The organism is Ruminococcus sp. AM42-11 (assembly GCF_003480145.1).
Taxonomy (GTDB): domain Bacteria; phylum Bacillota; class Clostridia; order Lachnospirales; family Lachnospiraceae; genus Blautia_A; species Blautia_A faecis.
Window position 1 is genome coordinate 19,403 of record NZ_QUIO01000033.1, and the last position, 15,459, is coordinate 34,861.

At 41.6% G+C, this 15,459-nt stretch carries 7 protein-coding genes and 1 riboswitch; all 7 genes read right to left on the reverse strand.

The features are described 5' to 3' along the window. Nucleotides 1–91 precede the first annotated feature (91 nt). The 7 genes from DW904_RS16815 to DW904_RS23025 all read right to left on the reverse strand — a co-directional run bounded on the left by DW904_RS16815 (nucleotide 92) and on the right by DW904_RS23025 (nucleotide 15,456). Nucleotides 92–1,387, reverse strand: coding sequence for a sensor histidine kinase (locus DW904_RS16815; RefSeq protein ID WP_005344219.1), 1,296 nt, complete (start codon nucleotides 1,385–1,387; stop codon nucleotides 92–94). After that, on the reverse strand, nucleotides 1,384–2,121 hold the full coding sequence (locus DW904_RS16820) for a LytTR family DNA-binding domain-containing protein (RefSeq protein ID WP_117457264.1): 738 nt from the start codon (nucleotides 2,119–2,121) through the stop codon (nucleotides 1,384–1,386). Before DW904_RS16820 ends, DW904_RS16815 begins: the two co-directional genes overlap by 4 nt. Nucleotides 2,122–2,209: 88 nt before the next feature. Further along, nucleotides 2,210–2,449: a helix-turn-helix transcriptional regulator gene (locus DW904_RS16825; protein WP_008688092.1), complete on the reverse strand. Its 240-nt coding sequence runs from the start codon at nucleotides 2,447–2,449 to the stop codon at nucleotides 2,210–2,212. A gap of 393 nt (nucleotides 2,450–2,842) precedes the next feature. Beyond that, nucleotides 2,843–2,918: riboswitch (cyclic di-GMP riboswitch) on the reverse strand. A gap of 731 nt (nucleotides 2,919–3,649) precedes the next feature. Further along, a complete protein-coding gene (locus DW904_RS16840) occupies nucleotides 3,650–6,388 on the reverse strand; it encodes a YodL domain-containing protein (protein ID WP_118582939.1) in 2,739 nt (912 codons plus the stop codon). Between the two features lie 81 nt (nucleotides 6,389–6,469). Continuing rightward, nucleotides 6,470–14,152, reverse strand: a complete 7,683-nt coding sequence (locus DW904_RS16845) for a DEAD/DEAH box helicase family protein (RefSeq protein WP_118582942.1) — start codon at nucleotides 14,150–14,152, stop codon at nucleotides 6,470–6,472. A 68-nt stretch (nucleotides 14,153–14,220) separates the two neighbouring features. Continuing rightward, on the reverse strand, nucleotides 14,221–15,309 hold the full coding sequence (locus DW904_RS16850; protein ID WP_117457260.1) for a DUF5688 family protein: 1,089 nt from the start codon (nucleotides 15,307–15,309) through the stop codon (nucleotides 14,221–14,223). Between the two features lie 6 nt (nucleotides 15,310–15,315). After that, entirely contained in the window at nucleotides 15,316–15,456 is a 141-nt protein-coding gene (locus tag DW904_RS23025) for a hypothetical protein (RefSeq protein ID WP_008688072.1), read from the reverse strand. Between the last annotated feature and the right edge of the window lie 3 nt (nucleotides 15,457–15,459).

Sequence of the window (15,459 nt, forward strand, 5' to 3'; positions counted from 1 at the left end):
CCTCCTTTTTTCCGAAAGTTTACACAAAAATCGCCCTCTTTTCAATTACCGTGGCAAAAACGGTAACTTTTTGGGCGATTTTTGCACGTCCTTATTTGATTGTAAAGATCAGCTTAACAGAGAACTCCCGTTCTCCTGCCTCCACTCGCATAATTCCCGCATACTTTTTGACCAGTTTTCCAACCGTGTGCAGTCCGATCCCGTGACTGTCCGCGTCTCTTTTGGTGCTTATGTACCTGTCCTTGTCCTTTAACAGAGGGACGACATACCCATTGCAAAATTCCATGACAAGGAAATGCCCCGCGTTTCCCATATACATCCTGCATTCCACATATCTGCCATCTTCTGTCTTTTCTGCCGCTTCCAGTGCGTTATCCAAAAGATTCCCTACGATCGAGATCAAATCCAACTCTTCCAGAAAATCCAGTCTGAGATCATTACCCAGGGTAATCCTATAGGATATATCCTTAGATTCTGCAAGAAATTTTCTTTCACATAGGATGCTGTTCAAGATCGGATGCTCACAATATACACTTTTTTGAAGATTCTGAATCCGGACGCCTAAATGTTCCATGATGTCCTTAACCTCTTGATTCTCTCCTTCTTCTATCAAGCCGGCTACTGTACAGATAAATTTATTTATATCGTGTAAGAATGCTCTGTTATCCTCATTAACCTTATTCATATACTGCAGATTGGCAATCTCCGCCCTGCTTTTCTGGTATAGCCGGTCCATCTTCTTCACTTCTTCTGATTTTTCTACAAACCTGTCAAATACTGTGAAAATGAAGATATTCGTCATTAACAGAAGCGAAGCTCCTACCGGAACCATGACCCTGTTCATTCCTTCAAAAGAAGTGTGCGAATAAAACATACATCCTAACATAACGATCGTTGCGGTTGGCAGCATGAGCAGCACTGTAAATGTTTTATTTTCAATCGTCAGATAATCCCTTTTCCTTGTTACCTGATTAATGCATTTAATAAACAGAAATGTCATGGTACTCATCAGCAGGAGTGCTAATGTCTTTTCTGTTTCAGTCCTGAAGCCCTCGGACGCACCAGTCACGCCATATGCATTCGTAAGTGCCGCAAAGAGAAATTCGGGAATAATTGCCAGCACATAATAGCAGCATACCGTAACCAGCTTCTTCCATATATTTCCCCGGAACACAACCATAGACGCGATCATATAGATTACCGGAATCATTACCATATTAAGTATTGAGGATTCCAGGCGGTTGGTTCCGAACATTGCCAGTGCTGCGATACAATATACGAGAAATTTTTCCCAGAATCTTTCTCTTCTGTATGGGAGTATGTTCTTTTCCAAGTCCTCCAACAGATACATCTGAAGAAGACAAATCAAATAATCTCTTATTATCATACCATGCCGTTCCTTTCCCCAAGAAATGTTATCAGTGCGTCGGCAAACTGTCCTTTTCTCGACCTCGAAACATTCAACTGGATTCCAAACGGCAGCAACGCAACGTTCTTTTCCAATCCTTCCACTTTTGCCAAATTCACAATATAGCTGTTGTGTGCATACTCAAATCCCCTTCCGGCCAGACACTCATACAGATCACTTAAAGATTCCTTGCAATGCATCTCTTCTATCTTTCCCTGTCTGGCAATGTATATCGTACAGCCCCTTTTCGCCAGACAGATATATAAAATGTCTTCCGTATGGATGCGCATTATCCTTCCCGCCGATGTAACTGTCACGGAAGAATCTCCACAGCACAATTTCACTTTTAATAAAATCATAGGTATTTCCTTTTTCAGACTTCTGTCATGCAGATCCTTCATGATGTACCGGAACGGTTGTCCAACATTAATGCTGTCAGGAGTCAGTTCAAAACAGCCGGAGCAGAACACCAATATCGCTGCTTCATTATATTCCCTCAGCTTCAGTACTGTTTTATTTCCATCCAATCCAGGCATACGCATATCCATAAAAATCAGATCATGCAAAATATCCGCATCTTCCAATAATTCTTTTCCTGATTCATATTCATAAAACCGTATCTCATTCGAAGACAGAATCCCTTCCGTTTCTATGACCGTCTTTATTTTCTCCCTGTATTCTTTATCATCGTCGCAAATTGCTATTTTACACATATTCATCCTCCAGTGTTAGTTTCTTCTAACCCTCTCCCATAAAAAAACCATCTTGCAGAATCTGAATCCTAAGATTATTTGCCTGTTCCTATAACTCCGGTTCCAAATCTGCAAAGATGGGATCTTCAAAAAATTCCTGTATTGTAATATCCAATCCATCGCATATCTTTTTAATTGTAACTACGCCAGCATTCCTGCTTTGTCCATACAAAATATTTTTCAGTGTTGAAGGCGGGACGCCTGAGCGCACCGCCGCTTCATTCACTGTGATATCTTTCTGCTTAATCAGATCGTTTAACCGATATATGACCGCTGTTTTTATATCCACGGAATCAACCACCTTTTTTTCTTCTATTTTATATAAACCGTCTTTAAAAGGTCGCCCATATATAGTCTTTTTGATCTATGTATGATATTTTTTGACAGTTTTCCTGTTTTTAGAGAAATCTGCAAAAAACCTGTCTTTATCAGACGCAGAAAAGCCCCACGAGAACACATCCGGTCCTGCGCAGGGCTTTTCACTTATCATACTATTTTCCATATTTTTTATTTTCCAATGTGCCGGGCCGGAGCCTCCGTTCTTCTTTCCCACTGTTGCCAGTCATCGTTTTGCCTTTTTCATACTTTTATTTTTCTCATTCTTTCCTGATAAAATCATTATTGTTATGTCTATGAAATAACACCGTAAAAAAACACTGCCAAACAGACAGTGCACCTCATTTTATGCATCTGGCTGCCATTTTACAGGCCCTGTAGCTTTGCGTCCCAGACTTTCATCTGGTTTGCCGATTTCCTTATTATAGCTTTAATCTTATGCAAAAAATTGATTTTACTATACTTTAACGCTCAACTATACACAAGAAAAATTTATCGTTTTAACGCCCGAAAAACAAAAAAGAACAGCCGATACATATACCCGAACTGTTCTTCTACTTCCGAAGTCCACGCAGCATTGACATTACTGTTTCCTGCTCATTTGTACTCAGATCGTTCCATATCCCTAGAACTTCTTTCTGTTTTTCTGTCAGATTCTCTGAATTATCTTCCTGAAAAAACTACGATAATGTCACGCCCAAAGCTGTACATATTTTTCAAGTGTGATCAGCGACGGCAGGTTTTCCTGTGCCATGATTCTTCCCAGTGACGACTGGGAAATTCCCGACAGTTGCGATAATCTGCATTTACTGATATCACGCTTTTCACATAGAGATGTTATTTTATCCGCAATATACTTCTCTATCTACAAGTAACTATTCCTCATTTCCGCTATTACATGTTCTTATTGCACCTGTAATAGCAGAAAAATATTAGTTATCAACTTTGCAAGTATTCATTTCCACAATAGGAAGCATACACATAAAAAAATAAAGATACTTTCCTTTCCGCAAAAGTCATTTTCACTTATATCATTTTTATAATATCACAGCAAGTTACGTTTATCACATAAAAGTTTGAAGCATAATCATTCAAAACAAAAAGCCGAAAGCCACATTGTTATCTGTGACCTCCGACTCCATTCTATCTTATACTACACCATCCTTACACTCAAATCAGCTCCTCTCTCCGGCTCATCTTTTCCCTGTTTTTCCTGGATGATTCTCTTATTGATTTCCAAGCGTTCATGGATCGACGGTTTCTTCTCTTTTCCTGTTATTGCCTTTCTTTCAGCTTTCCCCGCATCCTTAACTGCTATATTTGCTTCACCGCCAGTTCTTGGCACAGCTTCTCTGCTCTCATTTTTCTCTACTACCTGCTGTTCTCGTCTCTCCTTCACACCTTTTTCTTCCAGGCTGCAAAAGCTCTGCAGATACGGCAGTACATGATTCTGCATATCTGTCAGATCTTCCATATACTTCTGATACTCTTCATTGCCTTTTCCTTGCTGGTAGCTGATCCAGCTTTCATCTGTCAATTTCATTTCATTCTGCATCTTTAACTGACTGATGATACCGCCGTTTCCGGTACCAATATCTATCTTACCTTGAAAATGATGCAGCATCTTGTCGCCCTTCTCAGCATAATATACTGTAAAAAACATCTGTGCTGTCATTTTTGGTTCGTTAGTCTTTGGATCACGATCAGCATACCAGACTTTGTCCTGTTCTATGGTTTTGGAATCCAAATCAGATAACTTCTGGCATCTTGGATTCCCCGGTTCACTTTTCTCACAATAATTCACATACACCATTGGTTGCATATCTTTTGGAAGTTCCGGTTCATAGGCTTTTAGCCTTTCAATCAATACACCTGCACGAACAGACAAGTCGCATTCTTCGTCTACAATATCTTTCAAATACGAAATATAGGAATAAATATTCCCGCTTCGCAAATCCAGCATTACTTCCTGTACCGTATTTTCTCCCCTCTCCACATTATCCCGGTACTCATACGGATCAAAAGCTTCTGCAATCTCATCCAGTGCCTCTGCCATCTGTTCTGTGGTCATCTTCTCTGGATACATTGCTTCTCGAACATCCCGCATCGGAACGTACTTATAGTCAGGTAATGCTTCATGAATTTTCTCAATCCCTTCCCGTACCAGTGCAAGTTCTCCATAAAATCGAACATCGTCCATCAGATTTCCAAGTACTGTATTTCCTTTAACGATTGCAAATTCAGCTTCATCATAGTAACTGTCTTCCGGATCACGATAAATAATTCCCATTGAGCATCCAAGATACGCAGTTTTTGGATGCTCCCTGTATTTTTCATAGACTGCAGCTATCTGATTAACATCGGTACTTTTTTCATAAGCTCCCATATCATGGAACTCATCGCATTCTGCCGCAAAGTATTCCAGATATGGTTCTTTCTTCGGTGGCATATTGTTGAGGACGTTATCAATCATGTTATAATTTGCTTCTTCCAGTTCCTCCACCTTTGCCAGTGGCTTATATTCGCCCTGGCTTTTCTGAATCTCTGCCATTACAACTTCATCCATTTCTTCTACTTTCTCCATCAACCGATCATAATCTCCACGGATGCGTTCTCCAGTCCAGCCTTCGTCTTCCAAAAGTTCCTCCGCCGCTTCTTCAATAGAAATTTCATCATTCTCATAAACGCCACCATCCATCAAGCGGAAATCTTCATCGTAAAAGGAATAATCATATCCTTCTTCTGTTCTCTGAATAGCAAAGTAACGTTCTCCTACCTCATATGCCAGTTCACTAAGAAGCTGTTCTTCCAGATTCAGGAAAGAATCCAGCTGTTCAAAACTGATACTGTCTACAAAATGGGCAGTTACCTTTTTCCCGTCATTCAGAACTACGATATCACTGACAGACAGGGAATGCCCACGGAAGTCTTCCGGTCTGTCAATGTTGAACCTTTCAAAAATATCCTCCAGTGACATATTTCCTGATAATTCACCAACATAGACCAGCTTATAATCTTCTTTTTTTATCTGCACACCATGACTTTCAATAAAACTCATATTCATAAATGCATAGTTTTCACCCGGTGAATCATCTCGGATCTGATAAATTCCAAATGTCCTTCTTGTTCCTAACAACAGGTTTGCTTCTTTCAAAGACTGAATCTGTGGATATTTCTGCATTTCCCATTCCAGGTTACGGAAACGCTCCAGTTCTGTCATAGACATCTGATAATGCTCCGGTCCTCGTTCAATTTCCATGCGTTCTGTGACATACATAGGTGATGAAAAATTAGTGATCAGATAGATATCTGCTCCTGCATCGTATAATTTCAGTGCTTCTTCCTGCTCAATGACACTCATAGGCTCCTGAAATGCTCCTAAATTTTCTTCTGCATAATCCAGGTTGTTATCCTTAATCCGTTCCCACATCTGCGATTCCATTCCAAACAAACCGTCGTGTGCCTGTATCATTTCTCTACTCGCATATTCACCTTTAATGCCATCACTGCCAAGGCAATAAATCTTAGAACCCATTCTGTGATAATCCAAGGCTGCTTCTTTTCTAAGTGGCACCATATCTTCTTCCATATATCCATAGTCACGTAATTCCAGCTTACCTATGGTTGGATCCGGCAGTTCCTGAATATCCATTCTTACGTCATCCAACAAATCCTCTACACCTTCTTGATCTGCCCGGCTCACTGCATCTGCCAGATTTCTTACCAAAGCCCTAACTTTCTCTTCCTCGCCGATCAGATTCGCATATTCAAAAATCTGTTCTTTTACATCTGTTGAAAACTCTATATCTCTACGCTCTGCCTGAGCGATCCGTTCCTGCGTATATTCCTGCATTTTCTGTGTTTCTCTACCTGTTATCCTATTTCTTGCCATATAAGTTCCTCCTATATTCTGAAAAATGGCATAACCCACAGAACATTCTTTCTGCCAGATTATGCCATCTTTCCTGTTTATTTATTCCAGACCGAAGTCCCGTTTTCTGTTTTCCTTTCCAGTTTCACTTTCCCGCTGACTCTTTTCTTTATAAATCTGCAGTTTTTCATGGATAGAACCACGTGTCGGTCTTTCTTCTTTCTCATCTGATTCAGATACCTCTGCTTCTGCATCTTCCCGTTCATCCATATTGAGCAAAGCATTTAGCTCTGACAGTCGCTCCAGTTTCTGGTTCAACTCCTCTTCTTTTGGAAATGGCTTTCCCACTTCTTCTTTCGCATTTGCCAGCTGTTCATACACTGTTTCCAGTCTCTGTTGTGCTTCTGAAAGCTTCTCTGGATAACTGTCCAACAGATTGTTGATACGGGTAATATTTCCAAGTACATCTGCTCCAAGATGAACTTTCGAGACAGCCTCATTTTTAACAGATAGAATAAATTCTTTACTCCAGCCATCAAACTGAATCCTCATATTGAATCCCTGATAGTTTCCGATATCCATCGCAGCATCTACTGATTTAATATCTTTACATACCGCCAGAAGTGCTGCTCCTGCCTCTTTCTTTTCTGTGAACACTTTGCCACCAATCTCCATAGTAAACTGCTCTGGATCTGTGATTTTATGCTCAGAATAATGAGCGATGTCTGCCTTGTAGCTGTCAATGATTTCTGTCAGTTTTGCAATCTGTTGTGGAAAATTCCTTGCAATATCATCTTCCAGGCGGTACTGGTTATTCATGTGGTTGGCTTTTAAAAGCTTTAATTTCTCCACATCCACATCTAATGCCATCTTCTCTTTTACTGCCGGATTTCCGGTTGCAAGAGCTTTTACCTCTGCATAGGAAAGTGCCGCTTCGTCCACATCTTCACAGCTTCGCACAGGTGCTTTGCTGGTCATAATCTGAGAAATGAATTTCTGCTTATTCTCGATCAACTGCCACATGTAGCTGTCGAATGTGGATTCTGTTACATACCGGAAGATATGAACCTTTTTATTATGGTTTCCCTGGCGGATGATACGCCCTTCTCTCTGTTCCAAGTCAGATGGTTTCCAGCCAATATCCAGATGATGCAGTGCAATCAGACGATCCTGCACGTTGGTCCCAGCACCCATCTTTGCTGTCGAACCAATCAAAAAACGAACCTGCCCGGATTTCACTTTTCCAAACAACTCCGTCTTCTTTGCTTCTGTATTTGCATCATGAATGAATGCAATCTCTTTTTCCGGTACACCTTTTTCCATCAGTTTCTGCTTCAAGTCGTCATAAACATTGAAACTGCCATCACCTTTCGGTGTGCTCAAGTCACAAAAAATCAGCTGTGCCGATTTCTGTGCTGCTGTGTCTTTCCAGATCTCATAGCTTTTCTCTGCACAGACTGATATTTTGCTTTCTGGATTATCTGGCAATAATTCGTTCACCAAACGCTGATCCAATGCTAATTTTCTTCCATCATTGGTAATTTTCAGCATATTATCAACCGAGGCATCTACCCCTCCGTTTCTGACAACTTCTGCACGTTCCCCCAGACTTTCTACGATTTCTTTCTGCTGTTCCGTTGGTTTCAGCACCACTGTTTCATATTCTGCTTCCGGCACAGGAAGTTTTAACTGATCGGAAGTCTTGATATCTGCAATCTCCTTAAACATATTCATCAGTTCCGGAATATTATAAAACCGTGCAAATCTTGATTTTGCACGGTAGCCTGTTCCTTCCGGTGCAAGCTCAATGCTCGTGACTACCTCGCCAAAGGTGGAGGCCCAGGAATCAAACAGTCCAAGTCCCATATTTTGTAATTTACTGTTCTGCAGATACCTCTGCATAACATATAATTCCGTCATGCTGTTGCTGATCGGTGTGCCCGTAGCAAAGGTAATGCCTTTTCCTCCGGTAATCTCGTCCAGATACTGACATTTATTGAACATATCTGCAGATTTCTGTGCTTCGTTCTGTGCAATTCCAGCTACGTTCCTCATTTTTGTATAGAGAAATGCATTTTTATAGCTGTGTGCTTCATCTACATACAAGTGATCCACTCCCAGTTCTTCAAACGTAACCACCTGATCTTTTTTCTCTTTCTGATTCAGTTTTTCCAGCCTTGTCTGCAGTGTTTTTCTTGTCTTTTCAATCTGTTTGACGGTATAACGTCCACCATCCTGTTCATACCTTGCACTCTGGATTGCCATTTCCAGATCATCAATCTGCCTCTGAAGCATGGCTTCCTGTTTCTCATCAGAGATTGGAATACGTTCAAACTGGGAATGACCAATAATAACAGCATCGTAATTTCCCATAGCGATTCTGGCACAGAACTTCTTTCGGTTTGCTGGTTCAAAATCTTTCTTGGTTGCTACCAAAATATTTGCTCCTGGATATAACTGAAGGAACTCCGCTCCCCACTGTTCTGTCAAATGGTTTGGCACAACAAAGAGATTCTTTTGTGATAATCCCAGACGTTTGCTCTCCATTGCCGCCGCTACCATTTCGTAAGTCTTCCCAGCTCCTACTACATGTGCCAAAAGCACATTATCACCGTATAACTGATGTGCGACTGCATTTTTCTGATGCGGACGAAGCTCTATTTCCGGGTTCATTCCTGGGAAAGTCAAATGACTTCCATCATATTCACGGGGACGGATACTATTGAAACGCTCATTGTACACGCTTACCAGCCTTTCTCTCCTCTGCTGATCCTTGAAAATCCAATCTTGGAATGCGGCTTTCAAGGCATCCTGCTTTTGTGATGCCAACATAGTTTCTTTTTTATTCAAAACTCGCACTTCATCCCCATTGTCATTTACGACCTTATCATAGATTCTAACATCTTTTAGATTCAAGGTATCTTCCAGAATCCGGTAGGCATTTGCTCTCTCCGTTCCATACGTTGCATAGGCAAACGCATTTCTTGGACTGTCGGCGTTCTTTCCTGTAATCCTCCACTCACCATTTACCTCAGAGAATTTTACCTGTATTTCCTTCTGTGCAAGATACCTCGGCGTATGAAGCAGTTCCACCATAAACTCCTGATAATCCGAAGGTTCAATCCAGGTGGCTCCAATACGCACTTCAATCTCCGATGCTTCCAGATCTCTCGGCTGAACTGCCTCCAATGCACGGACATTCGGTGTGAATTCTGGATGATTCTCTGCAAAAGTTCTCGCTGTATTTAATTTATCTCTGACGTTTCCAGACAGATATTCATCTCCGCTTTCCCACTGGTCTGTCACTGGATTTTTGAAGATAACTCCAACCAGCTCTTCTGTGATTTTCTCTTCGGTCTTTCCGGTCAACTGTGCCATATATGGAAGATCTACTTTAGCCTTTTCATTTAGGGACAGAGCAAGTGCTTCTGTGGCTGTCTCCACACTTGTCACAGCGACCGCCTTTTTAATGGTTCGTTTGGTGAACATGTCCGCTTTCCGCTTCAATGTTCCATCTTCATTCAAGTCTTCCAGGGAACACAGCAGACAATAAGAAGAGTCATCAGAAAATGCCCGTTTGTTAGCATTACTTCCAATAACTCCATACTTTGCTGTGTAGGTATCATACACCTGATTCAGTTTTTTCTGCTGTTTCTGGATTTCTTCGTCTGTGACAAATTCTTCCATCTGCATGGCGATCAGTTCACGAACGGTATCACGGATTGCAACCATGCCTTTTACACGTTCTGCAGTGGCTGCAGGCATTTTCACCTGATTCATCAAAGAATTGACACGGTAATATACCTGATCATCTACCACTGTATAGCTGTAATTTCGGACATTCGGATCTGCCGGAATACTCTCTGGCATCTCATCCAGTTCTGCCTCTATATCTACTGCCGCTACCATGCTTCCCCTGATGTGTTTTACAGCTTCTTGTAACTGTAATTCCAGATCAGCTCCTTCCATTGGAGCACAGGTTGTTTCCATACCATACGGACCGGACACTTCTTTCATCTCACCGAGAATCAATCCCGGATGCTGAACAAAATACTTGTTAATGGTAATCCCATTTGCATCACTCTCCAAATTCACCCAGTCTGGCATCTCTTTTGTGAAACTCTCACGCTTCTGGAAAAACAAAATATCAGCACTGACTTCTGTTCCTGCATTTGCCTTAAAAGCTGTGTTCGGCAGTCGGATTGCCCCAAGCAGGTCTGCACGCTCTGCCAAATATTTCCGGACTTCCGGTGATGCCTTGTCCATAGTTCCCTTTGTTGTGATCAACGCAGCTACACCACCTGGACGTAACTGATCTATAGTCTTGGCAAGAAAGTAATCATGAATCATAAAATTGTAGCGGTCATACTGACGGTCATTGACCTTATATGCACCGAATGGCACATTTCCGATTGCCACGTCAAAGAAATCATTGGGATAATCCGTCTTCTCAAAGCCTTTGATCTGGATATTGGCATCTGGATAGAGAAGTTTAGCAATTCTGCCACTGATGCTGTCCAGTTCCACTCCATAGAGTTTGGACTGGTTTAGATTCTCTGGAAGCTTTCCAAAGAAGTTCCCGACTCCCATAGATGGCTCCAGGATATTTCCCTTTGTAAATCCCAGATTCTCCAACACCTGATACATACTTTCAATCACAATCGGCTGTGTATAATGAGCATTTAATGTGGAAGCTCTGGCTGCAGCATATTCTTCCGGTGTAAGGACGGTCTTTAATTCCAGATATTCTGTCTCCCATGCAGATTTTGTCTCATCAAATGCATCTGCAAGACCTCCCCAGCCGACGTACCTGGATAAGATTTCCTGTTCCTCTGGTGTCGCATTGCGGTTCTCATCCTCACATTTTTTTAACAGCTGAATAGCCATAATATTGGCTCGGAATTTCTCCTTCGATGTTCCCTGTCCAAGTTCATCATCTGTGATATGGAAGTTCGTTGCTGGAATCAGTTCTGCTATTCCGTTAATCTCTTCCAATGATTCTTTTTCTTCTGATACCTCAACTTCTCCCGACAGTTCTTTTTCTTTTTTATCATAATCTGTCCACACACGTTTAGAAATAGCAGTAAAATAGGAAGACTCTTCCTCCATGATTTCTTCCTTGATTTCCCGTAATTTATCTAAGGTATCCGCATTTACTGTTTTGTTGTGATAATGATAATAAAGTACTTCTTGTCCAAGTTTTACATCCAGACGTTCCAATTCTTGTGTTGACATTCGCTCCCAAATATCATCTTTTTCCGTATGAATCGTGAAACCTTCTCCATCATCATGATATTCTAATGTGTATTGAAGTCGATTCTCTTCTCCCTTAACTTTGCAAGCAAAATCATAGATTTTTGTTCTGGTACCGGACATATATTCTGAATCAACTAGTCGCAGATCCGTTATATCTTCCGCTGTAAAAGTATCCTGTTCCAGCTGTTCTCCTAACATCTGCTGTGCTTCTTCCAGGTCTGCCAGTCTTTGTGCTTCCTGTCGCTCTTCGTACTTTTCCATTTCTTCCGGTGACAAATAATCATCTGTGCGGATTAACTGACGAACACGTTCTGCAACCTTATTCCACTTTAATAAAACTTCTACCTCTGAATTGCCAATCTTCCCTTTTCCGAGCTTTAATCCTTTTGCATCGTGGGATGCGTCAGAAGCATCTGCTCCTGGTATTCCGGGTGAAGAACCACCTGTTCCATATTCATTTTTCAGGAACTCAGCTGCATCTTTCATATCATGATGTTCCATGAAATACTCATAGATTCGGTTACGTCCTCCTGCAGTAATGCCGCCTCTTCTTAACACTGCGTCAATTTCATCCTGTGTGATAAAGGATAGTGCCGGACGTTCGACCGTAAATTTCTGGTCTACCCAGGAACGCTCCCTCTGAAGATCCTGAAAGCGTTGGAAATATTCCGGATTATGCTGAATCTCCCAGCGGTGATAATCTCCCGGATTCTCATCCATATATTTCTGCAGCCATTCAAAACGATAGACAATCGCATCTGCTTCCTCTTGATCTGTCCATGCTCCACTCACTACATCCTGCCAGTCTGAATATGATTGTTTCTTTTCCCAGTTTCTGCAAGTATCCCGAAAATGAAGTGCAAGAAGATTGGTCATTTCTTCCTGCTCCTGTTCAATGGCATTATTGGAAATCAAATTATCCACGTAATTTCCATCCTCATACATATCCCGAATTCTGTTCGCTGCTTCTTCCCACGTAACCATGCGGTCAAAGTTTCTTCTGGCAGAGTCCCCTCGCCGGATACGGATACCATCATTGTCATACCAGATACTGATTTTCTGATCATCTATGGTAAATCCTTTGCCACCAGTTCCATATTCATCTTTCAGAAAACTCCGCATTTCTTCATTATCCAGACCTTCAATCAGTCTTGCTGTAATATGAAACAGTGTATTTTTCTGTCCGCTTCCCGTGCGGAGAATATCATTTACCACTTCATCGGAAATAAGAAAAGCGGCAGGCTGTTCTAATGCAGCTGCCGCTTTTCTTATTTCCCCTAACTGTTCCTCTTCTGTTGGGAACAGGCTTAACTGTAAATAATCTCCTGAATCACCAGTTCCTCTGCCTGTGCTTTGATCTGGTTCATGTGTCTGGTCCACGCCATTGTGTCTGCCATCTTGTCCGGTGCCGGATCTTTCTCCAGAAGTTCGTTCATCAGGTTGTCTACTCTCTGTCTTGCCTGACTGTCGATCTCCATCAGATGACTGTCCAGACGGTTCTGCAGTGTCAGAATGTTGAACCTCGCCACCTTGTGATTTCTCAGATACTCTTTCCTCATCATTCCATATTTCCCGATCGTTCCTCTCGTCTCTTCCAGGCTGATATTTGGAATCTGATACTCTCCGTTCTGGCTGTAAGTGATCTCTCTCATTGACTATTTCCTCCTTATTTTCATCTTTATTGCTAACATTCTTTTTGATACTTTCACGAATTAACGTGTTAAATTCATTATAAACTACTTCTTTTTCTTTTGCAACCGTTTTCAGGTCATTTTCCAGATCCTTCAGCACATATCGTCCAATCTGCATCAGGACTGGTCTGCTGATCTCGTTGACTGCACTTCCCAGATGTCCTAATACTTTCAGCTGATTGAAGTCCGTAATATGCCGAAAATCCTCTGCATCCAGATATTCCTGTACATCCAGTCCACACCTGTTTAGTAATACATACCAGACACTATTGGTCATCAGTTCCCGGAATTCTACTTCCTGATTCTGTTCGTCCAGTTCTTCCAAAAATGTCCCTGTCACATCCAGTCTCAGTTCTTCCAATGCATCTGGAAGCCATTCCTGCATACTCTCCTTCGCTGCCTGATGCAGACTTTCAGCAAGCCCTCCTTCTGTATCTTCCAGTGATAACTGCTCCTGCAGATAATCTGCAACCAGTTGTTCACCTTCCATTGGAAGATTCCATAACTGTGGATCTTTTCCCAGATTCCGCACTTTATAAGTGTCCTGCACATCAAATACATACCGAAGTTTTGTTTTTGGTCCGGAAGTATTGTCAATCAAGGCAATCCCCTTGGATCCCTTTTTTATCCAGCGGTACATCTTCTGATTCCAGATTTCCATGGATGCTACGGCAGTTGCTTCCGGTCGCTGTGCATAAATTAAAAGCTGTTCTGGAAAAGTGTATTTGTACAGTCTGGATGAAGTGTTTAGGAACCGCATCCATTCCTGCGGACTGGCAGCTACATCTTTTGCCACCTCTTCCGTCAGCTGTTCCATTGCATATAATTTATTTGCCATGTGCTACTCCTTTTCATAAAATCAGGGACTGCTTAGTACAGTCCCCTTAAAATCATCGTTGTTTCTCTTTATAATGCTGCGGCAAGATCTTTTGACTTATTCTTTGGCACTTTGTCTGCCTCTTTTGCCTTGATCTCTGCCTTGGCTTTTTCCAGTCTTCCATGGATTCCACCTTTTACTTCCGCTTTTTCGGCTGCTTTTTCTTTCTCCAAACGTGCTTCCCTACGCTCAGCATTTTCCATTACTGCGGTCTTTTTATCACAGAACTGAACCTTATCCGAAAGCTGTTCCTGTCTTTCCACCTGTGTCTCATTGACTTCCTGTACCATCGCATTTAATTCCGGAACCTGAAAAATGCCGTTATCAGGAAGAATCAGCACTTCATGAATGGAAGATGGGATGACAAAGTAATCACTTCCCAGGCATTCCCCAATCTGTTTACGAATATCTTCCTGCAGTAACAGGGAAGCTCCATTCATCTTAGCTTTGTTTGTCAGACAGAACATTGGGTTTTCCATGGCTTCCATATCCATTTTTTCATTCAGCAGGTTTTCTGGTTCTTCACCAAAAATCATAGATTTGATAATCTCATTCATATCCATAAGTGTGACACCACGTTTTCGGTCTGCCACCATCGCATTCGCTTGAATCTGTTCGGCAGATACTCCCCACTCGTTCATCAGAGAAACAGTTACCGGAATACTGCTGATCCCTTCTCCATTTTCCTCCAGATTTACTGCATAATAAGCTGCAAAATCTCCGTGTTCTGTGACTACTTTATCTGCAAGAAGATCGGTATTCCATTCCTTATCACAAATTCTCATCTGTAATTTGTCCTTCATCTTTTCATAATCCAGAATATCTGGAACTCCCATATCAAAAAATTCTGCTTTTCCCTGTGCCTCAATACGCATATCAGCCACATCGCCAACACAAGAGTCTACATCTTTTCCATGGATATATTCCTGGTAGAGGGAATCCAGATAGACTGTCGGTACGATTCTCTGATCTCCGTTTGGAATCGTAATACCTGTCAACTTCAAACCGTTGTTTTTTTCTACTTCCTGAAGTTTAATTTCTGCGTCCTTATAAGACTCTGGCAGATACTCCTTTACATTGTCTTTGACATATTCATAAAATTCTTTTCTGTTCATCATACGCTTTTACCCCTTTCTGATCATGTGATGGTTCATTCTTTTTCTGCTGACCATCTGCTCGGCTTTCTTCTGATAAGCCATCATTCTCTTTACTGTTTTCTCCTGGTTTTTTCGTGCTTCCTGTCTTTTTTCCATTGCTTTCATCATAGT